The sequence below is a fragment of the Marisediminitalea aggregata genome (assembly GCF_900129565.1).
GTDB lineage: Bacteria > Pseudomonadota > Gammaproteobacteria > Enterobacterales > Alteromonadaceae > Alteromonas > Alteromonas aggregata.
This window is the reverse complement of sequence record NZ_FQWD01000001.1, coordinates 520,140-545,870: the sequence shown is the minus strand read 5'-3', so window position 1 is coordinate 545,870 and position 25,731 is coordinate 520,140. Positions and strand designations below refer to the sequence as shown.

Annotated in this window: 20 protein-coding genes; 5 read left to right on the top strand and 15 right to left on the bottom strand. The window is 50.0% G+C overall.

Annotated elements, in window-relative coordinates; translation table 11 throughout:
• Positions 1-14: 14 nt before the first annotated feature.
• From BUB81_RS02295 to BUB81_RS02280, 4 genes are all read right to left on the bottom strand, one after another.
• Complete coding sequence (locus BUB81_RS02295) at positions 15-2,141, bottom strand: TonB-dependent siderophore receptor (protein WP_073317580.1); 2,127 nt, start codon at positions 2,139-2,141, stop codon at positions 15-17.
• Between the two features lie 680 nt (positions 2,142-2,821).
• Positions 2,822-4,858, bottom strand: a complete 2,037-nt coding sequence (locus BUB81_RS02290; RefSeq protein ID WP_073318642.1) for a TonB-dependent receptor — start codon at positions 4,856-4,858, stop codon at positions 2,822-2,824.
• Positions 4,859-5,006: 148 nt separating this feature from the next.
• Positions 5,007-5,846, bottom strand: a complete 840-nt coding sequence (gene fghA, locus BUB81_RS02285; protein WP_073317577.1) for an S-formylglutathione hydrolase — start codon at positions 5,844-5,846, stop codon at positions 5,007-5,009.
• A 66-nt stretch (positions 5,847-5,912) separates the two neighbouring features.
• A complete protein-coding gene (locus BUB81_RS02280; RefSeq protein WP_073317574.1) occupies positions 5,913-7,040 on the bottom strand; it encodes an S-(hydroxymethyl)glutathione dehydrogenase/class III alcohol dehydrogenase in 1,128 nt (375 codons plus the stop codon).
• A gap of 121 nt (positions 7,041-7,161) precedes the next feature.
• Between BUB81_RS02280 and BUB81_RS02275 the strand changes: the two genes are divergently transcribed.
• Positions 7,162-8,031: a LysR family transcriptional regulator gene (locus tag BUB81_RS02275; RefSeq protein ID WP_073317571.1), complete on the top strand. Its 870-nt coding sequence runs from the start codon at positions 7,162-7,164 to the stop codon at positions 8,029-8,031.
• Between the two features lie 184 nt (positions 8,032-8,215).
• Here the strand turns inward: BUB81_RS02275 and BUB81_RS02270 are convergent, their stop codons facing one another.
• Positions 8,216-9,211, bottom strand: a complete 996-nt coding sequence (locus tag BUB81_RS02270; protein WP_073317568.1) for a proline iminopeptidase-family hydrolase — start codon at positions 9,209-9,211, stop codon at positions 8,216-8,218.
• 283 nt (positions 9,212-9,494) lie between these two features.
• Here BUB81_RS02270 and BUB81_RS02265 point away from each other — a divergent pair, with 283 nt between their 5' ends.
• Entirely contained in the window at positions 9,495-11,678 is a 2,184-nt protein-coding gene (locus BUB81_RS02265) for a prolyl oligopeptidase family serine peptidase (RefSeq protein WP_073317565.1), read from the top strand.
• A gap of 117 nt (positions 11,679-11,795) precedes the next feature.
• Here the strand turns inward: BUB81_RS02265 and BUB81_RS02260 are convergent, their stop codons facing one another.
• Positions 11,796-12,242, bottom strand: a complete 447-nt coding sequence (locus BUB81_RS02260; protein ID WP_073317562.1) for an Hsp20 family protein — start codon at positions 12,240-12,242, stop codon at positions 11,796-11,798.
• Positions 12,243-12,533: 291 nt separating this feature from the next.
• Here BUB81_RS02260 and BUB81_RS02255 point away from each other — a divergent pair, with 291 nt between their 5' ends.
• Genes BUB81_RS02255 through BUB81_RS02245 form a run of 3 tightly spaced genes read left to right on the top strand, consistent with a single transcriptional unit; the run spans position 12,534 to position 15,147 of the window.
• The gene (locus BUB81_RS02255) at positions 12,534-13,559 is read left to right on the top strand and encodes a 5'-methylthioadenosine/S-adenosylhomocysteine nucleosidase family protein (RefSeq protein WP_073317559.1); all 1,026 of its coding nucleotides are present in this window, start codon (positions 12,534-12,536) and stop codon (positions 13,557-13,559) included.
• Entirely contained in the window at positions 13,559-14,515 is a 957-nt protein-coding gene (locus tag BUB81_RS02250; RefSeq protein ID WP_073317556.1) for an SEL1-like repeat protein, read from the top strand. Before BUB81_RS02255 ends, BUB81_RS02250 begins: the two co-directional genes overlap by 1 nt.
• An 11-nt stretch (positions 14,516-14,526) precedes the next feature.
• Positions 14,527-15,147 carry a flavin reductase family protein gene (locus tag BUB81_RS02245; RefSeq protein WP_073317553.1) on the top strand — a complete coding sequence of 207 codons (621 nt, stop codon included), beginning with the start codon at positions 14,527-14,529 and terminating at the stop codon, positions 15,145-15,147.
• A gap of 7 nt (positions 15,148-15,154) precedes the next feature.
• Here the strand turns inward: BUB81_RS02245 and BUB81_RS02240 are convergent, their stop codons facing one another.
• The 9 genes from BUB81_RS02240 to BUB81_RS02200 all read right to left on the bottom strand — a co-directional run bounded on the left by BUB81_RS02240 (position 15,155) and on the right by BUB81_RS02200 (position 25,625).
• A complete protein-coding gene (locus tag BUB81_RS02240) occupies positions 15,155-15,859 on the bottom strand; it encodes a response regulator transcription factor (protein WP_073317550.1) in 705 nt (234 codons plus the stop codon).
• Entirely contained in the window at positions 15,860-17,419 is a 1,560-nt protein-coding gene (locus BUB81_RS02235) for a sensor histidine kinase (protein WP_073317547.1), read from the bottom strand.
• A gap of 54 nt (positions 17,420-17,473) precedes the next feature.
• A complete protein-coding gene (locus BUB81_RS02230) occupies positions 17,474-17,998 on the bottom strand; it encodes a hypothetical protein (protein ID WP_073317544.1) in 525 nt (174 codons plus the stop codon).
• A 96-nt stretch (positions 17,999-18,094) separates the two neighbouring features.
• Complete coding sequence (locus BUB81_RS02225; protein WP_073317540.1) at positions 18,095-19,807, bottom strand: GGDEF domain-containing protein; 1,713 nt, start codon at positions 19,805-19,807, stop codon at positions 18,095-18,097.
• A 22-nt stretch (positions 19,808-19,829) separates the two neighbouring features.
• Positions 19,830-20,273 (bottom strand): DUF2721 domain-containing protein, encoded by a 444-nt coding sequence (locus tag BUB81_RS02220; RefSeq protein WP_073317537.1) that lies wholly within the window; start codon positions 20,271-20,273, stop codon positions 19,830-19,832.
• 125 nt (positions 20,274-20,398) lie between these two features.
• Positions 20,399-21,079, bottom strand: coding sequence for a Fe2+-dependent dioxygenase (locus BUB81_RS02215; RefSeq protein WP_073317534.1), 681 nt, complete (start codon positions 21,077-21,079; stop codon positions 20,399-20,401).
• Between the two features lie 10 nt (positions 21,080-21,089).
• Positions 21,090-23,363, bottom strand: coding sequence for a TonB-dependent receptor (locus BUB81_RS02210; protein ID WP_073317531.1), 2,274 nt, complete (start codon positions 23,361-23,363; stop codon positions 21,090-21,092).
• Between the two features lie 335 nt (positions 23,364-23,698).
• Entirely contained in the window at positions 23,699-24,601 is a 903-nt protein-coding gene (locus BUB81_RS02205; RefSeq protein WP_073317529.1) for a bile acid:sodium symporter family protein, read from the bottom strand.
• A 79-nt stretch (positions 24,602-24,680) separates the two neighbouring features.
• Entirely contained in the window at positions 24,681-25,625 is a 945-nt protein-coding gene (locus BUB81_RS02200) for a helix-turn-helix domain-containing protein (RefSeq protein WP_073317526.1), read from the bottom strand.
• Positions 25,626-25,731 lie beyond the last annotated feature (106 nt).

The window sequence follows — 25,731 nt, the reverse complement described above, 5'->3', positions numbered from 1 at the left end:
GCCCGGCAATCCAATTAGAACGCGTATTTTACGCTGATCTTAGCAGTACGGGGTGTACCTGGCATGGTCCACAGCGCAGAGTAGGAGCTGGCGTAGTATTCCTTGTCGAACAGGTTGTCGATGTCGGCATTGATAACAACATTGTCAGACAGGTTTACCGAGCCAAATAAGCGAACGGTGGTGTAGCTGGGAAGGATGTAATCTGGGTCAATGGTTTCACCCAGACGATCGCCAACATAGGTTACACTGGCGCCCACTTTTGATTCTTTACCTGCAATGTCCATGAAGTGCATGGCGGTGACATTCAGCTTGTGTTCCGGAATGTTAATCAAACGGCTTCCCGCTGGGATATTAACGCCCCAGTCAAAGTTAACAATGTCGTTTGACGTTTCTGCATCTACATACGCATAGGCGACGGTGACTGTCGTGTCGTCGGCAATCACAGCATTCAGGTCGACTTCGATACCCTGACTTTCCGCTTCACCCAAGGCAGCAGAGTAGCCAGAGTTAACCGGGTCCGCGCTCAGTACGTTAGACTTTTCAGCACGGAATATAGCAACCGTACCGGTCAGGCTTTCGTCACTGTTTGCGAATTTCACACCGGCTTCGTAGGACTTACTTTCTTCCGGGTCAAACGCCTCGCCATCGGCATCGGTGCCGGAGTTCGGGCGGAAGCCTTCAGAATAACTCAAATACAGGGTGTAAAGGTTAGAAGGCTCGTAGACCAGGCCGATGCGTGGGCTTGTCGCAGTCTGAGACTGACTGGATTCAGAATCCGCCAGGTAATTGTAGAAATCACGTGAATAGTCGTCGAAACGGAAACCGGCCAGGACCTTTAACGAGTCAGTTATGTCAATCTGGTCCTGCACATACAGACCTACAGTAGACTGGTCTTCACGGCGGTCCCACAAAGCCCCGGTCTCTGGCTGAGCCTGACCGTATTCCGGGTTAATCAGAGAAACCGAATAAGTGGTATCCCCTGCACCCCAAGCGGTTCTCCAGCGCTGTTGAATTTGATCAAGTTGGTAGTCGTAGGCGTCAGCACCAATCAGAATGTGGTGAACAATGTCGCCGGTTTCAACGGTACCGCTCAGTTCAATACGACCCGATAAATCCTCGGCATCGTAGTCGCGATAACGGCGCTGACGCGAGACCGTTTCACCGTCGGTGTAAAGTAACTGACGACCGCCAGATAGCTCAACTTCACTCGAGTAACCTTCGAATGACGACTCGCGGTAGCTCAGGCCTACCATGACGCTCCAGTCACTGTTCAGACCGTGTTGTAAAGTAAGCTGGTGGCCCAAAGCTTCGATACTCATGGGGCCATCGTTAGGCTCACCATAAAAAGTATCGATTGGCACGGTCCCAAATTGATAGTCTACCACTACGATACCACGGTCAAAGGGGGCTTCCTGATCAAGCACTTCCAGCTCATAGGTCAGAGAAGTGTCGTCGGTAATTTGATAAGTAAGTGAAGGGGTAAACGCTAGCTTATTGCTTTCCACAGTATTGCGGAAGCTACCTGCATCTTCGTATGCGCCATTCACGCGGAAGGCTAAATCGTCGTTGATTGCATTGGTGTAATCACCTTCAAGGCGGTAAAGGCTGTAGGTGCCCGCAGTTGCCTGAATATACCCTTCTTCGGTAAATTGCGGCTTTTTGGTAATGATGTTGATAGTACCGCCTGGCTCACTGCGGCCGTAAAGTGCAGAGCCCGGGCCTTTTAAGACTTCAATGGCCTGAACGTTCGATGTGTCGCGACGACCACTGAATCCACGTCCTGCACTAAAGCCGTTGACTACATAACCTGACGGCAGGTTTTCATCGCCGGCGAAACCGCGAATCGCAAAGCTGTCCCACAGGCCGCCGAAGCTGTTCTGGCGAGCGACGCCGCTGGCAAAGTCCAGCGCATTCTGAAAGTCATTCACGCCGACATCTTTTAATAATTCGGCGCTTACCACATCAATATTTTGCGGCAGTGACTTTAAAGGCACATCACCACGGTAAGGCTGGCGCTGTTTCACCACCTCAATTTGTTCCATCTCTTCCGGAGTTTCCTGAGCAATTGCGCTGGCACTGTTTGCCAACGCAACAGAAACTGCCGCCGTTAGCGCAGTTTTCATAAAAATACGGTTCTTCATCTTGTGCTATCTCCAATTGTTCTCAAATCAACGGCAAAAGGGGCTATCCGGTGGCTGGTGTTATTTATTTTGTTGCCACACTTATGGTGTATTGATGCTGGATATTCCTTCCACAATCAGTATAAGTGAGTCGGCACACTGTAAATGCGTCGAAAAAACGCACTCTGGCAGCGGAAAATTGCGACGCTGGGTCGGCAGCAGCAGAATATGCTAAGTCAAAATCACTTTCTTTTTCACAGGTTACTTCGGCAATAGGGCTTCTTCTTTTCTCCGACTTTAATAGTTTTAGGCGATATGTCAGTTATTTAGCGCGGTAACTAGCGTTTTCTCTTTGGTTGGCTCGCAATGGACTATTTAAACTATTGACTAATTGGCGTGCTATTTCAGCGTGGCTAGTATCGAATTGTAACAGATTGTTAACATTGACAGGTCATGGAGAAGAGCATGGTTACACATAAACCCGTGTTTACTAAGCACGCTAGCGAATTCCGTGTGAAAGGCTTACTTACAGATCCAAATTTATATTGTTTTCTCATTGGTGTCGGGTTGCTTGTTGGCATTGATGTGTTGTTTTCAGCGATATAAAGAGAAATAACTGGCAGCAAGAACGACCCACAACCTCCAGTGTTTTTATGTCGCTGTGTCGCTAGCCAGTATGGCTAGCGACATTTTTAGCTGCATTAAAACCGGTAAGTGATCCCGGCGCGAACGGCACGGGGTTCAATGGGGTGGTAATGGTTGTCTTCAACGCCATCCTCAGGTTCGCCAGATAAACGACTGGCGTACCAGTAATCAATGTCGTGATCGCGGCTGTCGAACAGGTTTAATAAGGTGAGTTCAGCCTTCCAGTTGTCCAGTTCGTAGGCCAGATTAGCGTTTACGACCGTGAACGTGTCTGATTGGCGGGATTTCGTGCTGTCTAATGTACGCTTTCCGAAATGACGCACACGGAGACCGGTTCTGATGGTGTCTGTAGCCTGCCAGTTCAGGCCCAGGCTGGCAACGAACGGCACGCTACCGTCGATGTAGTTGCCTTCTCCCTCTTCGTCCTGAGTGAACCGGCCTTGCGTCCAGGCAAGTTCAACATCGGCAGTCAGATTGCTGTTAAACCAGTAGTAACCAGAGAATTCCGCGCCCCACCGTTTTGACGCCCGACTTGCCTCGGTATTTCCCGCATCGCCTACAAAGACCAGCTCGGAATCGTTACGCAACTGCCAAACGGCGAAAGACGCATTGTAGTAACGGTATTTGGCTACCCGGATACCGACTTCACTGCCCACGCCGCGAACCAGTAAATCAACCGGCGTGGCCGGCTCCAGGGTGACCGGGTCGACACTGATCACAGCGCCCCGGACGTCATTGGAATGAAAGGACTGTCCGGCATTGGCATAGACCTGCCAGGCATCGTTAATAATGTAGCTCAGGCCACCTTTTACACTTAGCAGACTATCCCGTTCTGAGCCACTGTTGGCTGGGAGGTCGCTGTTTACATCTGCCCACAGCGTGTCGTGTCGCACACCGATATGCACAGGCAGGTTGTCGGTAATGTCCAGGTTGAGTTCGTAATACGCAGCTACAGACTGTTCGTTAATATCGTCCCGGCGCACAGTACCAAGTCGTTCGCGATTTGCGGTGTTGAACAGACCAATATCACTGATGTCATCCTGTCGGTATTCAACGCCGGCCATATGGTGTGCGTGCAGACTACCGATTTTAGTCGACTGGATATAGGTGACCGAGCCGCCGCTGAGAATGCGCTCGTCGAGTTGTTCAAACTGGTCTCCCTGTTCGGGGTTGTCCAGTAGGTAGGTAAAGTTTGAGAACAGGTTTAACTGACTTTTAATGCTGTAGGCGTTCACCACCCATTGGCTGTTCTGCCAGTTCATTGACAGGCTGTAGCGGGACGAGTCGCCGCCCAGGCCGTTATCCAGCGAACCAAATTCGTCAATGAGTCCGGATGCAACTGCGCGAGCCGGAATTTGGTCTGCAGAATTCCAGCTGTTGTCATAGCCCATGAAAGTAACGCGCAGCAGGCTGTCGTCATTAGTGTGCTGATAGCGAACAAGCAGATTCTTTTTGTTGATATCCTCGTTGATATCCGTCCAGGGACCGTCATAACCCTGCCACTCTGCGCCAACAGCCAGGTTGCTGTTGTCTTGGCTAAAATTGGTGGCCGCCACGGCGCGCTGATAGCCGTATTCACCCAGTTCAAATTTTACAAACGGTTGTTCGAATTTGGAGGTTAGCGCGAAGTTAGCACTGCCAGCCAATGAAAAATCGCCCTGAATAGCCCGGTACGGCCCTTTCTGATAATCAATACGTTGGATAAATTCCGGCGTAATAAAATTCAGGTCGCTGTAGCCCTGTCCATGCCCATGGCTGCGCATGTTAACCGGCATGCCGTCTACCAGAATGCTGAAATCGGTACCGTGGTCTAAATTAAACCCCCGTAAGAAATATTGATTCGCTTTACCTGAGCCACTGTGTTGCGTCACTACCATACCTGGCACAAATTCGAGGATTTCGCCGGCGCGGGCGATGGGTCTGATTTCAATATCGCCATAGCCAATCACGCCTTCTGACGCGGAAATAGAATCACCAATTAAATCACTTTGACGGCCATATACCACCATGCGCTCGAAGTCGGGGCCATCCGCAAAAACAGAAGGCGAAGAAAGGACAATCAGGCTAAAAAGGGCAGTACGTGTGTTATTCATTACTTTGATCATTCATTTTATCGGACTGCATATAATACGCTTAACTCAGGCGCGTGGATGCAGGTTTCGGTGGAGAGTAGGAATTACCCGATAAATTCGGGGGAACCGTCCACGTAACGCACAATCAGCGCGCTACGTGTACAGTGTATTATTCAGCCAGTTGTTTGGCGTGGAAACGAAGATGGTCTTCTATGAAGGAAGCAATGAAATAATAGCTGTGATCGTAGCCTTCGTGTTGGCGAAGCACCAGCGGGTAATCTGTCTGCGTCACTGCTTCAGCCAATGCCGACGGCATGAGCTGCTCTTTCAGGAAATTATCATCAAGACCTTGATCTACCAGCATAGGTACAGACTCACGGTTTTGTGAGATGAGGTGTACGGTGTCGTATTGCAGCCAGGTGCTCTGGTCTTCTCCGAGGTAAGCGGTAAACGCTTTTCGCCCCCACGGGCATTGGGTGGGGTGACAAATCGGGCTGAACGCACTGGCGCTGGCGAACAGTTGCGGGTTTTTCAGCGCAATAGTCAGTGCCCCGTGGCCCCCCATGGAATGGCCGCTAATGGCGCGTTGTTGGGTAACCGGAAAGTGGGCTTCAATTAACGCCGGAAGTTCATTCACCACATAATCATACATGTGGAAATGCGCAGACCAGGGGGCCTGTGTCGCGTTCAGGTAGAAGCCAGCACCTTGTCCCAGATCGTAGCCGTCATCATTAGCAACGTTCTCTCCTCGTGGTGAGGTGTCAGGCGCTACAATGGCAATCCCTAGCTCTGCAGCGATACGCTGAGCGCCGGCTTTTTGCATGAAGTTTTCGTCTGTGCAGGTGAGGCCGGACAGCCAGTATAAAACCGGGACTTTGGCGCCACTACTGCACTGCGGCGGTAGGTAAATGGCAAAACGCATATCACAATGCGTCGTCGTGGAAGCATGGGAGTATTGCTTGTGCCATCCACCAAAACTCTTATTACTGCTAACGTGTTCTATGGTCATATAAACAAGTTCCAGGAAAAACACGCCGCTATCGGGTGTGGGTCAATGTGATAGCGGCGCATAGTACTAACTGTTGTAGTGAATTACGCTGCGAATGCTTTTGCCTTCATGCATCAGGTCAAACGCTTCGTTGATGCTTTCAAGCGGCATGGTGTGGGTAATGAAGTCATCCAGTTCGAATTTACCTGCCAGGTAGTCTTCAACAATCTGTGGTAAGTCTGAACGGCCTTTTACGCCACCAAAGGCAGTGCCGCGCCATACGCGACCGGTAACCAGTTGGAATGGACGGGTGGAGATTTCCTGACCCGCTCCAGCTACACCGATGATAACCGACTCGCCCCAACCTTTGTGGCAGCATTCCAGAGCAGAACGCATCACATTGACGTTGCCGATACACTCGAACGAGTAATCAACACCACCGTCTGTCAGTTCAACAATGACGTCCTGAATAGGCTTGTCGAAATCTTTCGGGTTAATACAGTCGGTGGCACCAAACTTTTTAGCCAGTTCGAATTTGTCCGTGTTCAGGTCAACACCGATAATGCGAGATGCCCCCGCCATCTGCGCACCAATCACGGCTGCCAGACCAATGCCACCCAGTCCAAAAATAGCAACGGTACTGCCCGCTTCTACTTTTGCGGTGTTTTGCACGGCACCCATACCGGTGGTAACACCACAACCCAACAAGCAGATTTTCTCAAGCGGCGCGTCTTTGTTGACTTTGGCTACGGCGATTTCAGGCAATACTGTGTATTCAGCAAAGGTTGAGGTGCCCATGTAATGATAGATAGGTTGGCCGTTTACTGAAAAGCGCGTTGTGCCGTCTGGCATCAGGCCTTTGCCTTGTGTTGCACGGATTTTTTGACACAGGTTGGTTTTACCAGATTTACAGAACTTACACTCACCACATTCTGGTGTGTAAAGTGGGATCACGTGATCGCCAACCTGAAGTGACGTTACGCCTTCGCCGACTGACTCCACCACGCCGCCGCCTTCGTGGCCAAGAATGGCAGGAAAAATGCCTTCTGGATCTTCACCTGACAAGGTAAACGCATCGGTGTGACATACACCGGTTGCAAACAGTTTTACGCGTACTTCGCCTGCTTTAGGCGGCGCTACCTGTACATCTTCTATCGTTAGAGGCTTGCCGGCTTCCCAGGCAACCGCGGCTTTACAAGTGATCACGTCAGACATGCAAATTTATTCCTTGGTAAAAATGGTTTAACAAATAACACCTAATAGTGTAGTTGTGTTATTTTGAGTAACAATAGGTATATTTAGTAAATCACTTTTACTACATGGTAATAATACTGGCATGGCGAATTGGGAAGGTATCAACGAATTTGTTGCTGTGGCTGAATTGCAGAGCTTTTCGGCGGCGGCAAAACGCCTGGGCTTGTCGACCGCTCAGGTCTCCCGGCAGGTAGTGAAGCTGGAAAACCGGCTGGGTAGCAAGCTGCTAAACCGCACCACGCGAGTTGTGGCCTTAACGGACACCGGTGAGACGTTTTATCGCCACTGCCAGCCAATTCTAGAAGAGCTCAACGCCGCAGAGCGCGTGATCACTGATTTGCAGGCAAAGCCCACGGGTAAACTCATGATGACAGCGCCAGTTACCTACGGGGAACGGATAATCGCACCGGTGATCAACGACATCGCCAAGGCGCATCCCGAACTGGAAATTCACCTGCATCTCACCAATCAGCTGGTGGATTTAATTCACGATGGCTATGACCTGGCCATTCGCCTGGGGACGTTGGAAGACTCTTCCTATATAGCAAGGCGACTGAGCAGCCGGGCCTGGCACATGGCGGCGTCGCCGGACTATTTAGCCAGATTTGGTACGCCACACAGTATCTCTGAGCTTGCAAAGCACCAATGTATCTTGGGTACGTCGGACAGCTGGAAGTTTTCCCGTCAGGGTAAACCAGAACTGGTACGTGTTAAGGCGAGAATGCGCTGCAACAGTGGAGTGGCTGTTATTGATGCGGCGTTAAAGGGCCTGGGCATTGCGCAACTGCCAGACTATTACGTTAACCCTTATCTGGACTCTGGTGAGCTGGTTGAGGTTATGCCGGGCTACCAGATTGCCGATGAAGGCATCTGGGCGATCTATCCGTCTACCCGGCACCTTTCGCCCAAAGTTCGATTGGTTATCGATGCTTTGGTTGAGGCATTACAGTAAAAATACTCACTTATTTGCAAATGATAATAATTATTATTTGCAAATGGTTTGAGGTTGGGGTACATTGAGCCTGTACGTAGTTCTTAATAGAAGTCTCTTAACTCTACTAGGACTCTTTCAGCAGGCTCTCATCCACTAGCCTGCTTTTTTTTGCCTGCAGAAAAGTAAACCGGTTCGACAGCCCCTATTGTGCAGCCGGGTCTTTCCTGGTTAGCCAACTGCGTAAAATAGCCAGTGTAATTAACGGGCGATCGCCATAAAATCCATGGGCTCCGCCGGGCACCACCGCCAGTTCTGCGCCAGGCGCTAAAGCCAGATAATCCTGTACGGTATCGATGCGGGCTGAATCGTACTGACCTATCATAAACAGCGTTGTTAGCGGGTTGATCTCGGCCAGTAAGTGGGTTGCATCATAGGCTTTTAATACACCGGTAGAGGAAAATTCACTCGGGCCCCACATGGCATTGTAAATAACCGGGTTAAAGCCATTGCCGCCCACGTTTTCGTAGTAGTCGAGTCTGGCTTTGCTCGGTGTGCCCCGGGTGTAGTAAGCGGAATAGAGCTTGGTGTATGCCGCGCTGCAGACGTCGCCTTCTGGTGGTTCAGAAGATTCGCACAATCTAAGGGTGTCCTGAACCAATTGGGGCGCTGCTTTTACCAGCAGGTTGGCGTCCATAATCCAATGCGGTGTGGATATAAAAGTACCGCCCAACACAGTCGACACCGTATGCTGCGGGTATTTCGCAGTGTATTCCAGCGCCAGCGCGGAACCCCAACTGTGTCCAACAACATGCCATTTGCCAATGTTCAGGTGCTGCCGAATGGTTTCCAGTGATTCCACAAACCGTTCAACCCGCCAGTTTGCCGGGTCATTGGGTTGTTCAGACTTACCACTGTCGAGTTGGTCGTACATGATGACCATGCGGTCATCAGCCAGTTCAGTCATACCGGCAAAGCCGTTGTGTGTGCCGCCCGGTCCGCCGTGAACGAAGATCACAGGCACGGCGTCTTTGTGTTGCAAGCCATTGAGTCTGACATAGACCTTCCCGCCTTCAACCGGCACCATGAGTTCTTTTTCTGGCTGGGCATAAGCTGGTGTGCTGGCATTTGTGGTGGACGATACCAGGCAAACAATGAGCAGGCACATTGTGCCAAGCAGGATTCGAAAGAATGCGGGCATGAAACAAACCTTAACAGTGAAGTCGCAAATCGGGCAGTATAAGAGCCTTTGTGAAGAGGCACCAGTTTACGGTGTTGAGTGACTGGCTGGTGCGACTAATCTTCCGTTCTATTTATGCACAGCGAACTTTACAACCCCACAGGCTTATTTTAGTAAAACAGGTACATACCGAATATTACGTAGTATGCTTTTGTTGGGGTAAATACGACAGATAAACAGGCTGCCTACCGGCTTGTTAAGAATAACAGGATGCGGTTAAACGCACTGGATGAGGAAATACACAATGGAATTTAAAAGGAAGTCATCGATAGCATCGATAGTGTTGCTGACTTTACTGGGTTGCACGTCACAAGATGCCAGCGTAAACACAGCGCCAGCAACACAGCCTGTTGCTGAGGTGCGTCAGGCGGTAGCCGATGACCCTTACCTTTGGTTGGAAGAGGTTGAGGGCGAACAGGCACTGGCGTGGGTGAAAGGGCAAAACAGCCGCACTTTGGCACAACTGCAGGCTGATCCTGTTTACGCTGATTTGGAGGCAAAAGCGCTTGATATTGTGAATGCATCAGAGCGTATTCCCTACGGCAGTATTCGAAATGGCAAGGTGTACAATTTCTGGCAGGACGCGACGAATGTGCGTGGTTTGTGGCGAAGAACCACACTCGAAAGTTACGGCACTGATCAACCCGAATGGGAAACCATTGTCGATTTTGATGCCTTTGCTAAAGCAGAAGGTAAAAACTGGGTGTACAAAGGTGCAGATTGTTACACCGCAAAAGACATCTCGAACTACAAGTGTTTAGTTAGTTTGTCCGATGGCGGTAAAGATGCCGTGACCGTGCGAGAGTTTGACCTGTCCTCCAAGCAGTTTCTGGATGATGGCTTCACGCTGCCGGAAGCTAAATCCGGCGCGGAGTGGATAGATTATAATACGTTGCTGGTTACAACCGATTGGGGCGGTGACGGCTCCACGCTCACTGAATCCCGTTACCCGTCGGTAGTAAAGCGCTGGACCCGCGGAACGCCATTGGAAGAGGCTGAAACCCTGTTCTCCGCGAATAAAACCGACGTCGGCGCCTTCCCTTTTACTCTGGACAGGGACGATGGCACAAAGGTCGAGGGGGTGGTAGTCGCACCCACTTTCTTTACTCGTGAATACTATATTTTTTCCGGCGCAGATGTTGTTCAGCTGCCTTTGCCAGCGCAGTCTGATTTGGTCGGTTTGTATGAAGAACAGCTATTCTTTACCGTAAAACAGGATTGGACCGTAACGGTAGATGGGGTGGACACCACCTACAATACCGGCAGTCTGTTAGCCATGCCTTTTGTTGTGAGCAGCGAGATTACTCAGGCTACGTTACCGGAAGTGGTGTTTGAGCCGAATGCGCGCCAGGCCATTGAAGGTGTTTCTATGACCAAGGGCCAAATCCTCATGACCCTTAGTGATAATGTGGTGGGTAAAGTCTTTGCCATTACCAAAGGGCAAAGCGGTTGGGTCTCGAAGCAGCTGGACCTGCCCGCAAACGGCACTCTGTCGGTGTCTTTTGCCGACCCTGATGAAGATACCGTGTTTGTTAATTATGAAGGTTTTTTAACGCCTGACTCGCTAATGAGCTACTCAGCATCGACTGGCAAAGTGACTACGCTTAAAAGCCTGCCCAGCTGGTTTGATGCCGACGATCTGGTTGTTGAGCAAAAGCAGGTGGAATCCAAAGACGGCACCATGATCCCTTTCTTTGTGATTCATAAGAAAGGCATTAAACACGACGGTAAAACGCCGACTTTATTGTACGGCTACGGCGGTTTCCAAATTTCTATGCGTCCTAACTACAGCGGTTTACGTGGCAAACTCTGGCTGGAGCGAGGCGGTGCATTTGTGCTTGCCAATATTCGCGGTGGCGGTGAATTCGGACCCAAGTGGCACCAGGCAGGCCTGAAAACAAAACGCCAGGTTATCTACGATGACTTTATTGCTGTGGGCGAATGGCTGATTGACCACAAACTTACGTCGCCTGAGCATCTGGGCATACAAGGCGGCTCAAACGGCGGCTTGTTAATGGGTGTGATGCTGACGCAGCGTCCTGATCTCTGGAATGCGGTGATTGTGCAGGTCCCCCTGCTGGATATGCTGCGTTTTCATTTATTGCTAGCGGGTGCAAGCTGGGTAGGCGAATATGGTTCTCCCGATGTGCCTGAAGAGCGTGAATGGCTGGAAGCAATGTCGCCATACCATAACTTCGATGCCGGAACTGCGTATCCGGAGCCCTTCTTTGTGACTTCAACTAAAGATGACAGGGTGCACCCCGGCCATGCGCGTAAAATGGCCAAGCTGTTTGAAGCGTCAGGGAAGCCTTTCCTGTACTACGAAAACATTGATGGTGGACACTCCGCTGCAGCAAACCAGCAAGAAACGGCACGCCGGGTTGCGCTGGAATTTACCTACCTGACCGAAAAGTTAATGGCTAAATAAAGCGAGCTGAGACACTGGAGCGCCAGTGTCTCAAATCAAGCCTTAACTCAGGCAAAAAAAAACGGCGCTTAAAGCGCCGTTAAAGAGAGAAACACATGAAAACCAGGGAGTCGTAGATTATTCGTTATCGAATAATCGACTGCCTATTTCAATTTTACGAGGCTTCTTCGCTTCTGGGATCACTCTTTCCAGATCGACGTGAAGTAAGCCGTTTTCCAGGTCGGCGGTAAGTACTTTTACGTGGTCGCCCAATTGGAATTTACGTTCAAAGTTGCGCTCAGAGATGCCTTTGTGCAGGAATTTACGTTCCTGAGCGTCTTTCGCATCGACGGTTTTGTTGCTGTTGATCACCAGGGTGTTGTCTTCCACCACAATGTTGATGTCATCTTTGCTAAAACCGGCAATAGCCATAGTAATTCGGTATTTGTCTTCAGCCAGCAACTCAATGTTGTAGGGCGGATAAGAACTTTGTTTTTCCGCGCGGCTGGCAGCATCAACTAATGATGCAAGGTGGTCAGAACCAATGAATGAACGGTAAAGAGGAGATAGATCGATAGTACGCATAGTCATATCCTTGTATAAAGCAATATGTAAAAAGTTATGCCCCGAATTCGGCGGCGGTTGTATCGGCCTTACTGTTAAGCACCGATAATTCCTATATGTGACCGGCCAACGGCTTTTCAAGTAAAAAAGTGAAAATTTTTTTCGACCAGTGCACATTGAGTCACGAGTAATGCTAATTCACAGGCTCTGTGTATACCTGTTAAGCTAGGCTCAATAACGGTTCTAAGGTGGCAAAGAAAGAACCGTTCGCTTTTTCACATTCCTCAAAAATTAAATTAGAAAGAGACATTTATGGTTGCAGTAACTTCCCGTTCTTTACGCGTGCTTTGGCTGGGCGTGATGGTATTCGTTATATCGGCGTGTCAGTCAACAACCGCGCCTGTTTATGGCCCGCAGTTTGCTGACGTGACAGATACTGAAAACGGCTTTACAGCAGTTGTTGTGGCCTATGCACCAGAAATGGAAGGTATATTAGGCCGCATTGAGGCAGACCCGAATGCCAGTATTACCTCAACGGTGACTTACAAAGGCGTTAAATACCGCTTAGGGCAATATCATGAGCAGCCAATTTTAGTGTTTGCCACCGGGATGAGCATTGCCAATGCGTCGATGACTATGCAGATGGCGCTGGATTATTTCCCGGTGAAACAAGTGGTGTATATGGGCATTGCGGGTGCAGTTAATCCAGCCTGGCAACCGGGTGATGTGATTGTACCGGCACGTTGGTACTATCACGATGAAAGTGTGTATGCCAATCCGGACCCGGCTAATCCCGGTCAGTCAGTATTACCAGAATACTACGCGAAGTTCATGCAGGAACAGCCTGCACGCAAGGCCGCAGACCCACATTACCCGAACTACAAGCCGTTTGCCTTTATTCACCCTGACGAAGTGTTGATCATAAAAGACGGGATGGATAAACCGCAGGATACAGCGTATTTCTCTGCCAGCGCCAGACTGCTGGACGCGGCGGAAAAAGCAATGAATGCCATGCCTGCACAGATGATTCTTGAACAGCGCCAAGCCAAATTACATGTAGGCGGCAACGGCGTAACCGGTTCAGTCTTTTTAGATAACCGTGAATATCGCAAATGGACCCGCGAGGTATTCAACGCTGAGGTCACTGAAATGGAGTCAGCCGCAATTGGCCAGGTGTGTACCGTCAACGATGTCGACTGGGTGATCATTCGCGCAATCAGCGATCTGGCCGGTGGTCAGGAAGGCGTGAATGTAGAACATATTTACGATAAAGAAGTCTCTCGCGTCGGTGCAAACGTACTCTTTGCAGTGATGGATGAATTAGCCAAGGCCAATTAATGAATAACAGTGAGAGTCGGTTAACGTGCAGCATGAGTAATGGGGTCATTGCCTTAATGCTGATTGCTGGGTTGTTAGTACCAATACGGGCGATAGCGGAATCGGAACAACATGCTGTTGCCAGGAAATACGCTGCGCTGGTGGGGCGTCTTGCGCTTACTGAGTCGTTGTTCAGTGAAATGTCTCTGCGATGTGATGTGGATTTTGCATACACCACGCAACAATATTCCGCTATCGACTACCACCTCAGAATTCATACCGGCATGACGTTCAACCAATGGCAGGCGCAATTTGGCGATGCTGAACAGTCGAACGCCATGGTTGAGCAGGTGATGAATGACACGCTTCGCGATATAGGTGAATGTAACCCGGAAGGCTTACAGCAGTGGTTTGCGGGCATGCAGCAAAATCTGGTCGGTCCTTCAGTCGATGAACTCACTTCACTGCCTTTGGTTTTTGGTTTGCGCGCCCGTTCAGTGAGCGAGCAGGAGGCCGTGGCATTCTTTCGGTCTCAGGTGTTAGCTTATAAAACCTTGAGTACAGCAGAAATTGTCGGACTGGCGCATGGCTTAAGTACTGGCGGCTACCATTACGCGAAAATGGTGTATCTACCCAACATTCAGGTAGATCATCAAAAGGCGGTTACGCTGTATGAGTTTGCTTACCAACAGGAAGCCAGTGCCGAGAATCTCTTCGCGCTGGCACAGGGTAAAGCCAGAGTGGATCGCGATGCGAGTGTGCCGCTGTTTAAGCAAGCGGCCGAAGAAGGGCTATTTGAAGCCCAGCGCTGGTACGGTAACTATTTAGGGTGTCAGGGTAATAAACCCGATGCCCTGTTCTGGCTTCAACAAGCCAAAGAGACCAACCCTGAGCAAGCTGAATTCATTGATGACTTCATTATCGAGATTAACGAATTGGGTGAGCCTACCAACTGCCTCGATGGCTGGGTTCACTAGAGGAAAACACGATGTCAGACCGGTTTTATTCTTATCAGGTGGCGAATGGCCACGGACTTCCTCACGACCCGTTTAAAGCTATCATTGCGCCGCGCCCAATTGGTTGGATAGCCTCTAAAAGCCTAAACGGTGTAGCAAACCTGGCGCCCTACAGCTTTTTCAATGCATTCAACAACGCACCGCCTATCATCGGCTTCGCCAGCGTGGGTTATAAGGACAGCGTGAAGAACATCGAGGAAACCGGCGAATTTTGCTGGAGTATGGCGACACAGCCGTTGGCTGAAGCCATGAATAATACCAGTAAGCCGGTAGCAGAAGATGTCAGCGAGTTCGAATTAGCAGGACTTGAACAGGGAGTACCTCACCAGGTTAATGTGCCCTTCGTGGCGGCCAGTCCGGTGTCGATGGAATGCAAATTAACGCAAATAGTGCAGCTTACCAATACCGCACAACAGCCGTTGGATACCTGGGTTGTATTTGGGCAGGTAGTAGCGGTGCATATTGCCCATTCACATTTAAAGGACGGCGCGTTTCAACTGGTAGAAGCACAGCCGATCATGCGTGCTGGCGGGCCGGGTGACTACTTTTCAATTAGCGCGGAAAATGGCTTTTTTATGGGGCGGCCGACGTAGTCCGCCGTTATTCAGCGGGTTGAATAAGACGATAGCCCCTGCCGCGGATAGTCTCAATGACAGGTGTTTTTGCGGGTGATGAGGGGGAGGCGTTTTCAGCAAGCTTCTTGCGCAATCGATTGATATAGACATCTACAACATTGGTTAACGGGTCGTTTTGTGTGCTCCATACCTGACTCAGGATCCGCTCTCGCGACAAAACGGTTTCCGGGCGCTCTATAAAAAATTTAAGCAACAGGAATTCCAGTGTGGTGAGCTGAAGTTCTTGTGCTTGTAACCACACCCGTTGTTTTGCGGGCTCAAGTGTTAGCTGGTGATATTGCACTTTGTCGGTCTGGGACTGACTGGAAGGCCGTCTTCTCAATAACGCATCAATGCGGGCAAGCAGCTCGTCGAAGTCAAACGGCTTGGCAAGATAGTCATCGGCCCCGTGTCGCAGACCTTCAATTCGCTCTTCGGTATCGCCCAACGCCGTTAACATCAGAAATAGCAAGTCAGGGTGGCGTTTACGCCACGTTGGTAAGCTGTACAAGCTGTCATCGGCGCCTATCATGCGGTCGATGATAGCTAGATCCGGTGACACCGATTTTAATTTGTCGGCCATCTCAGTTAGGGTGGCGGCATGGTGGCACTGGTGCCCCTCAGCATTTAAACCACGGGTTAAAAAACTGGCCAGTTGAGGCTCATCTTCCAATATTAACAGCGTAGCCATTTACGACCTCGTATTGGGTAATTCGACGGTAAAACAACAGCCAGAAGGCTCGACATTGTGAGCGCTGATTGTTCCCTGATGGGCATCGGTAATTGCCTTGGCGATTGCTAATCCTAATCCGTTACCCTGGCCGGAACGTGAATCCGACGCACTGAAATATCGCTCAAACACGCGCTTGATGTGTTGCTCGTCCATGCCGGTGCCCTGATCAGTCACCGTAAAACGAATTGCTGCTGGGTTTGCGTAAACTGACAAGACGATTTCACCTTTGTCTGGTGAATGTCCAATGGCATTGTCGAGTAAAATGAGCAGGACCTGACGAATTCGCTCATCGTCAAACACCGCGGTTTCCGCTTGTAATTCTGCACTTACAGTCAGATAGACAGGTTTCCCCGTCACCATGCTGCTGGCACGTTTCTCAACATCGGAGACAAACGTTGATAAGTCTTGCGCGGCAGGCGCAATACGCAACTTACCGGCTTCGGTGCGCGCAATAAACAGTAAGTCGTCTACCAGCTTACTGAGCGCCAACGACTGCTCCAGCACTATGCTCAGCGTTTCCCGCAGTGTGTCATTGTCGGCCTTCTGCCGCAATGTGACCTGCGATTCTCCGCGAATAATGGTAATGGGAGTACGTAATTCATGGCTGATATCGGCCAGAAACTCCCGTCGTGCAGACTCGTTTTGACGAAGCTGATTGTTCGCCTCGGTTAACGCCGTGGTGCGCTGCCCCACTTCATACTCCAATTGTTGCTGATATTGCTTTTCTTGTTGCTGTTGGTTATTTAAAGCGTCGGCCATGGTGTTAAATGCACTGGCGATATCGTCAAACTCCTGGTCGAAGCCGCGAGGAATGCGATAATCGTAGTTGCCCTTTGCCACTGCTTCTGCCCCCAGCCGAATTGATTGCAGAGGTTGGTATAAAATACCGAGTAACCAGTAACAGCCGTAAATGACCACGGGCACAGACAGCGTAGCTAACAGAATGGAGTAACCCAGAATAGATTGGTTTGTCGCATCAATCCTGGCCTCCAGATAGGTGACGACCTTTGACTGACGATTCACCGCCGCATTGATTGCCTCGCGAAACTGGTTGTCTATGGTGACTTCGAGTAAATACTGAATTCGACTCTCTTTGCTCAGGTCACCCTGGCTGTACTGGGCAATAATGACACGAAAATCGCTGATGATGTTGTCGAGCAATTGTTCCAAAGCTTCGGTATCTTCCACCGAACCTTTGGTTACCTGCTCCCCCAGCGCCAGGCGTTGTTGCGCTTCCAGCGTTTTGATTTTCAGTAGCGAGGACTCAATGATTTTCCGCTTATTGCGGACTTCCGCCTGATTAGCGCCCTTGCCAAAAATAAGCTCATCGGTGAGTTGTTTAAACAAACGGTAGGACACGCTGGACAGCAACAAGTGCTCCTGTAGCAAAGACTGTGCAATGGCATTTTGTGTCAGATTTGCGCGGGTAGTGTACGACGATATGGCTACCAGCGCTGAAGTGGCAACTAACAGCGTTGCCATGACCATGGCGAATATCGTAAGCTTTTTCTTATACATACTTGGTATTCTGGCGACGGCATTGAAAAGCCGCCGCGCCTGCCAGTTTGAATGCTACCCGTTAAAAGGGAGTGATGAGTGATGCAGCACTATCTTCACATCGCCCGATTCGTCCAGTCGGTACCCAAAGGTGTACTCAACCTTCACTTCTTCATTATTGATTGTAGTAAAAAAGTAGTTACCCATAGCCAGAGCAATGTCATCCATTACCAGAATATCGTGGTTATCAAAACGCACATTGGTCCAGGGATTAATGGCAAAGCCATTATCTTCATTTACTACGCCTGTAACGAAATACGAATGGGCTTCCTCAAAAGTTTCACGAAACTGGTCTGATTTTGCTTTGGTTGGCTTAAACAGGACGCCGTACTTTTCGTAGTCGTACAATTCGCTGATCATTTTCTCAGCGTAGGCCGCGTAGTCTTGATCAGACAGTTTTGCCTCACCAATGGACACAATGCCCTGAGCCCAGCGCAACTGCGCGTCAGTGATCATGTCTTCTGTTATTTGATTTGCGCTAGCGTTGGCCGCTGTTAGTGCCAGTGTTACGAATGAAAGTGAACAAGCCATGCGTTTCATAATGATGTCTCCAATCTCAACGTTCGGGATCATCTTATGTCACGCACTGTGAAAAAAGCTTTTAAGTAACATTAACAGAACATGAAAAAGAGCGCGTTAACTGGTCTTAGTGCATAACTGATCGCGGCCGTTGCGCTTGGCTTTGTAAAGCAGTTCATCGGCTTGATTAATCAGGCTGGTTACGTCGGTTTGTCCGTCAGCCTGCACCGCCCCCATACTAAACGTGACGTTAAGGGTTTGAGTGCCAATGTCGATTTCAGCGACGGCCTTTCGAAGTCGTTCGAACAAGCCATTGGTGGCGGAAAGCTCGGTTGCGGGCAGCACAAAAAGCCACTCTTCACCGCCCCACCGGCCTACTGCGTCGTGCTGACGTATCAGTAATTTTGCGCGCTCAGCGAAGGTCGTAAGCACAATATCACCGGCATCATGGCCGTAGGTGTCATTCACCGATTTGAAATGGTCAATATCGGCCAGTGCCAGTACAAAGGGCTTATTAGTTTGAGCAAATTCGTTACGTACCTGCTCGGCGTATTCCTGCACGGCGCGGCGGTTCAACACCTGGGTTAGGCCGTCGGTGTTCGCCAGGTGTTCGAAGCGCTTTGCGTCTTTGTGTTTACGTACAAACAGCAGGACCAGAATGGCCAGACAGAGTAACGAACATACCAGAGCCAGCAAATAAATAAGCTGCTGTTGCGACTGTTTTTCAACCTTGAGGTTTTGTAGTACCGTTTGTTGTCTTGCCGACTCAAGCGCTTTGGCCTGTTCAATTAATTGGAAGCTGGCATATTCCCGTGCCAGCGCTTTGTTACGTGACACGGTTTGATTCAGTGCCTGCGCCTGTTCGTAAAACGCTGACGCTGCCTGCCAGTCGCCATTTTCATTTGCTCGATTGGCGTTTAACGTGGTCAGCGTTAGCTGATCGGCGCTGGCCATCGCGTTGATTGGTAACGTGCTTAACCTGGTCATTGCTGATTCACGCTGCGCGTTAGTGCCGTGCTGAGCGAGATAGAGTTGCAGTGAAAGAATAAGCGCATTATTGCCAGCCTGTTCGGCATGGGCGAGGGCCTGCTCTGCATAATCTGTAGCAACCTGAATCTGGTTGTCTTCGATTGCCTGTTTCGCCAATACAAAGGTGGCGCGGGCCTGAACGGAATGGCTCACCGATTGCGTTTTGGGGCTGCGTAACAGCGCCAGCACCTCGCTCAGTTGGGCTTCATCACGAGGGGTATGCCACAAGTGGACAGCGGCTTGAAGCGCCAGGCTGTTGTCATCGTGAACCAGTAACGGGGTGAGCAGGTCACGCACCGACTGAAAGAAACCGATCCTAAAATGAATGTCGGCGACCGCGAGTTGGGCGTCGGCCAGCGGTTTACCCGATAACTGTGGCAGGAGTTCACTGGTAAGCAGGTGTGTGAGTGCCAGCGCCTGTTTAACATCGTCGGTGCGCAGGGCGTACTTGGCTAGCAACTGGGTGTATAGGGCCAGTTGCGCAATATTGTCGTTTACCGATAGCTGGGTTAGCAGCCGCTGTGCAGACTCGGCGGGGGCGGAAAGAGTAACGTCCTGCAAATACAGGTAAATACGCAAGGCGTCGTACTGCTGCTTTTCTTCCGGTGTCATTTGGGTCATACATTCGGTAGCCGGCAGCGCTTGCTGAAGTTGCTGCAGTTCGTGGGCGTAAATCGCAGTGTAGAATGTATTTGGATTGAATACTGAGGAATTCGGGCAGTCTTGTTGGGCTTGCAGTGTCATACTGCAAATCAGGGTGAACAGCGCAATGAATACGGCAATAAGTCTGTTGGTGGGCACCCGGCATTCCCTCATGTTGTTTCTACCGCACGGTTCGGATCACGCGAATAGTGGCTGTGGCTAATTTTACTTCCAGTAAGAAGAGTAGCAGTGCAAAGATAAGTAGCAACATTGCCAGAATAAATAAGGTGATGACCAAGACATTGAGCTTTACCTGCCATAACTCACCGGCAAACAGGCTCATGATCACGCTGCACACCATAAATGCTGATGCGGTACAAAAGCCAATTGCCCAGTTGATTAACTTCACCCGCTTCCATAGCAAAATTATTTCAGTTTTCAGTCGCCCGCTTTCCTGTTCCGAGGATATTGTGACAATTTCTTTTTCTGCCGAGCGCACACGGTCGGTAATGCGTCCCAATCGCCCTGACATGACATTCAGAAAACCGGCTATACCCGCCAGTAAAAACACCGGGGCAACGGCAATTTCAATTAAGGTCGATAACGACGGGATCAACGCTTCCATGGGCAAAGTCAGATACTGAAAAGCTGAAGTAAATGGGTAATTTACCAAGCATAATCAATATTATGCTGCGATACCAGAATAGCGCTGCACAACATGACTAAAGGTGAATAGGCCTGGCAGGGATTTTACAGCTGCGCGTGCTTGCGGATCAGGTTGTGATAGACGTGATGCAAACTGTCCAACTGTGCTCTCTCCACGCTGTCATTGTTTGCCAGTTGCTGAATGTTCTGGTCCAGTTCGTACAGGATTTCCCGGATATGGGTGTCTGACACCAGGCTTTGCATCCAGGTAATTGCTGCAATGCGAACACCGCTGGTGACTGGTGTGACTTTGTGCAGACTACTCGACGGATAGGTTACCGCATCGCCAGCCTGAGGCTTTACGCGCTGCTCGCCAAACTCAGTTTGAATAACCAGTTCGCCACCTTCGTATTCATCGGGTTCTGACAAGAACAATGTCATCGACATATCGGAACGCAATACATCCGGGGAGTTGGGGATGCGCATAATGGCGCCATCTACGTGAAACCCATAGGTTTCGCCGTTTGTGTAGCGGTTAAAACAGGGAGGGAAGATTTTTTGCGGTAATACCGCAGACACCAGCTTGGGTGTCTCGCCGTATTTGGCCAATAACGCATTGGCCAGTTGTTTCACTGTGTCGTCGTTGGCATCGGCCTGGGCGTTGTCTTTTACGCTGGCAGACATACCCATGGCCGTGCCCTTACCATCCAGCCACGGTACTTGATCGAGGTGCTGACGAAAAGCGTTAACTTCATCTTTGGTTAGCAGTTGCTCGATCAAGACCATGTGGTAATCCTTAGAATTGGTAAGTAACGTTGGCGCGCAGTGACTGACGGTCACCGATGTACATAAACTTCGGCGCTCGGTAAGTGGAGGTATAGTATTCTTTGTCGAATACGTTGCCAAGGTTTACACGAACCGTCAGGTCTTCTGTCATGTTGTACAGCGCAAACAGGTTAACCAGGCTGTAAGACGGGACTTCCGGGCCGTTTGAACCTGTGTCAGGCTGGCCGCCGGTCATTTTGTCTTTGTAAGTGAAGTCACCACCGAAGGCGAAGTCTTCCGTCAACTGATAACGGGCCTGAGCGTAGAAGCTCTTGTTGGCGAACAAGGCCAGCGGCAAACCAACGCTGTCCGGGCTGGACGCAGATTCTAAAATTTCAGAATCCATTACGGCACCGTTGATCTGGATGCTCAGGTTTTCTGTTACCTGACCATTTACCGCTACCTCAACACCGGTCACTTCGTTCTTACCTGTGTTCAGTGCACCGGTTACGTCGTAGCCGCGGCCTGAACCTTCCATAACGTCATCTTTAGTCAGCTTGAATGCCGCAATCTGAACGAACAACGACTCATCGATCAGTGACATCTTTGTACCGATTTCGATGTTTTGTACATTTTCAGGATCCGCAGCTGCGTTGCCGTCTGAATCGGTACAAACACCACCGTAACCACAGTTTCCGCCCACATCTGACTCACCGCCATTGATGTTCGACGCTGTACCGTATGATGCGTAAAGGTTGATGTCATCGACGACTTCATACACAACACCTAAGTGGCCGTTAACCAGAGTGTCGTCGAAGGCATATAGAGTTTCGCCGTCGCGGCCATTCGTGTTGTTGCTGTAGTCATAGGAGTCGATACGAATACCAGCGAACACCATTAACTCTTCGGTTAACTGGATGGTATCCATGACTGACACAGCACTGACTTCGTAGCTGTAGTCTGCGGTAAAGTCGCCTTCGTAGGCTGCTGAGCGGTCGATAACAGTATTCAGACCTGCAACCGCACTACCGCTGGCATCAAGGCCACAGAAGGTATTGCTAACGCCGCCGCGGCCAGAAGCCCAACAGTTTGCGACCGACGCTGAACCAGTATCGGCATAGCGGCCGTTCAATACAGAGTAATCGGCGTATTCGGCACTGAATAACAGCTTGTGCTCAATATCACCGGTAGTGACATTACCGAACAGGTTTAACTGGGTTGCAAAGTGTTCGACGTCCTGCCAGTTAGAGTGTGTACCAAACGTGAAAGTGGTGTAACCATTGGTGCCGTTGGTGGCATCGTCCTCAGTGGCATAGCCGGTTGTCCCGCCAGCACTGGTAGCCAGATAACCGTTGTCGGTTTTACCGTAACGGGTAATGTTGTAGATTTTCCAGTCGTCATTGATTTCGTATTCAACGCGTACCGTGCCCGACAGTGCCTCAGAAGTCAGAAAGTCGCCTTTTTGCGCATACACCGGAATATCTTCAAATATTACGCCGTCTACTGCCGTTGATCCCAGGTCAGGTACGTCTTCAGCTTTCAGGTAATAAACGTCTGCCCACACTTTGGTTTTATGCAGATCATCATACAATCCGGATAATAAAATACCGGTACGGTCGCGCTCTGCACCGTCGCGCTTTGGCGCATCTTCAGTCGATGTCATGATGTTAATGCGCGTGGCGAAATTATCAGAAAGTGGTGTGTTAACATCGACTGTGCCGCGCAAATAGTTGTCGGTACCAAAGCCAACATCCACACGACCAAAATCATAACCCAGGTTCGCTTTCTTCGTGATGCTATTGATCGCACCACCAGACGAGCCACGGCCAGCAAACGTAGAGCTGGGGCCTTTGGTGATTTCGATTTGTTCTACAGAAAAGCTTTCACGTGTGTTCATGCCCGGATCGCGTAAGCCATCAACGAACACGTCAGAGCGGGCTTCGTGACCACGGATAATGTAGCGGTCACCAAAAGCGTTACCGTTCTCACCGGTACCCAGGGTAACACCCGCTTGCGTCGACAGGACTTCTTTCAGATCGCTGCGACCCATTTCTTCGATTTGGTCTTTGGTTAGAACGGTGATGGTGGCTGGCGTGTCAACCAGGTCTGCCAGACGGCGGGCGTCACCTGATTTTTTCACATTGTAAATTGAGTTTCTGACGCCGTGGATTTTGATTAATTCAACGGCTTGCTTTTCTTTTTCTGCGGCTGCGTCTTGCTTGTTTTCGTCTGCGTACGCGGATGAAACCGACAGTGCTAAGGTGGTGAGCAATGCGCCCGAGCCGAATTTGTCCATTTTAGACATGATAAGTGTTCCTTATGGGAGTGTGTGTGCGGGTGAGAAAGTAAATGATAATGATTATCATGTAAAGTTAAATGAATGTTAATTTACAAACGCGAGACCCTTATATTTTCTGGACTCAGCGCCATTTGAGGACTATTCATGTAAGAGAAGTCGCATATTCGTTGGCCAAATAGTGTGCGAGATTTGTAAAGAAAAGCAGGTAAAAAAGCGGCTGGTTTGGGCGGTACTAAGCGGCAGAAAGTGGCAAATAGCGACGCCATAAGCATCGCTTATTGGCGGGGCTCACCGACAACAGTTTCTTCAAATTATTAGCATAAATCCATTAAGTGAAGTGGTCAGGGTTTGTCTTTCCTAGCCCAATAGCTGGCAAACATGGCGCCTGACAGGTTGTGCCAAATACTGAACAAAGCGCCTGGAAGGGCACTGGTTGCGGAAAAGTATTTGAGTGCTAATGCTACACTCAACCCAGAGTTTTGCATCCCCACCTCTATTGCGACGGTGCGGGCAATAACGCTGTCATAACCCAATTTGCGGGCGGCCAGGTAACCGCATGCCATACCAATAAGGTTATGCAGCATAACCGCGCAGACCACTGGCCATACTAAAACACTCAGGTTGTGATTGTTGAGCGCTACAACAATGGCTACGATCAGTAAAATTGCCAGAATAGAGAAGCGTGAAAACCAAGGGGTAAGCCGTTTCAGGTGTGCTGAAAAGAAATGATTAAACAACATGCCGGCCAATACCGGTAAAACAATCACCTTCACCAGCATTGTTAGCATGGAAGCCGCGGGGACGTCGATGTTCTGGCCTAAATAGAGCCAGGTAAGCAGAGGCAGCATAAAAACTGCCACCAGCGTCGAAATCATCGTCATACTCACTGACAACGCCACATTGCCTCTGGCGAGGTAGGTCATCACATTCGAGGCAGTACCGCCGGCAGTGGCACCCACCAACATCATGCCTGTCATGAGTTCACTGCTCAGGCCAAGTAAAAGAGAGATAAGCCAGGCCGCAAGCGGCATAACCAGAAACTGAATAGCAACGCCGACCATAACGATGTTGCGATAAGACACAATTCTGGTGAAATCCTTCCAGGTTAATGTCAGGCCCATACTCAACATTACCATCACCAGCAGGGGGATTATCCACGACTTTAACTGCGTTAATAGCGCCGGAAACAAGTAGGCCAGTATACTGACCAGAACAGCCCACACCGGAAACAGAAAAATTGCCATGAATACACCTGCTATGAGATTGTGCTGCTCGCCATCTTAACATCACAAAGCAATGAAAAATAATTGCTTAGATTTAAGACTATACGTTCTTAAACGCCCCGAACGTAGCTTTGTATTCGCTCGGCGAAATCGACAGGTATTTTTTAAAGTTGTAGCGCAACGTAATGGCATTGTCGAAGCCTGCACGCTCAGCAATGTGTTCAAGGCCAAGCTGGGTGGTTTCAAGCAAGGATTTAGCAACTTCCAGCTTGCGGGCCTGCAGCCATTCCAGAGGGGTCATGTGATAGTGTTTTTTGAAATGCCTGTCGAAGGTACGTCGGGTCATACTGGCCTTGCTGGCAATGTCCTCAATGGTGAGTTCCGGCGACAAGTGTTTTACAGCCCAGTCCAGCGCCTGCGACACCGACGATTTAGTTTGCGGCAGTGGCTTTTCTATAAACTGAGACTGTCCGCCATTGCGATGGGCTGGCAGCACCAACCGGCGCGCGACGGTATTGGCGACATGGTAGCCATAATCCTGACGGATCACCTCAATACCCAAATCCAATCCGGCGGCACTGCCCGCTGAACAGCCAACGACGCCATCGTAGTGATACAGAATATCTTCCTGATAGGTAACCTGTGGAAATCGTTGTTTAAACGTTTGGGCGTAGCGCCAGTGTGTAGTTGCAATTCGGCCATTCAGTAGCCCCAGCTCAGCCAGCAGAAACGCACCGGAACAGAAACTGATCACACGGCCTCCGCCGTTGTAGTGCTGAAGCACTGCTTGCCTGAGTGCTGCGTCAACTTGGGTCACAGATACCGGGAAACTGGGTATTACCAGCAGGTCACACTCCGGAAGCTCAGAAACCTGTTTACAGACAAAGCCGGTCTCACATAGGCCCGGAAACGCTGTGCTACCGAATGCGACTACTTCGGTGGTGTACCAGTTGTCGAACTCTGGTCGCGGCAAGGCAAATAACTCAACAGCGCTGGCGAGCTCGAACAGTGAGACTTGTTCTGCAACAACAATGACCACCTTCATGTGATTTTCCTATGTGTTTCTGGCTGTCTAAATGTTATCGATAGTTGTCTAATTAGACAATGTTTGATCTGAGATATTCATTGCAGAATACATTCAACAACCAACA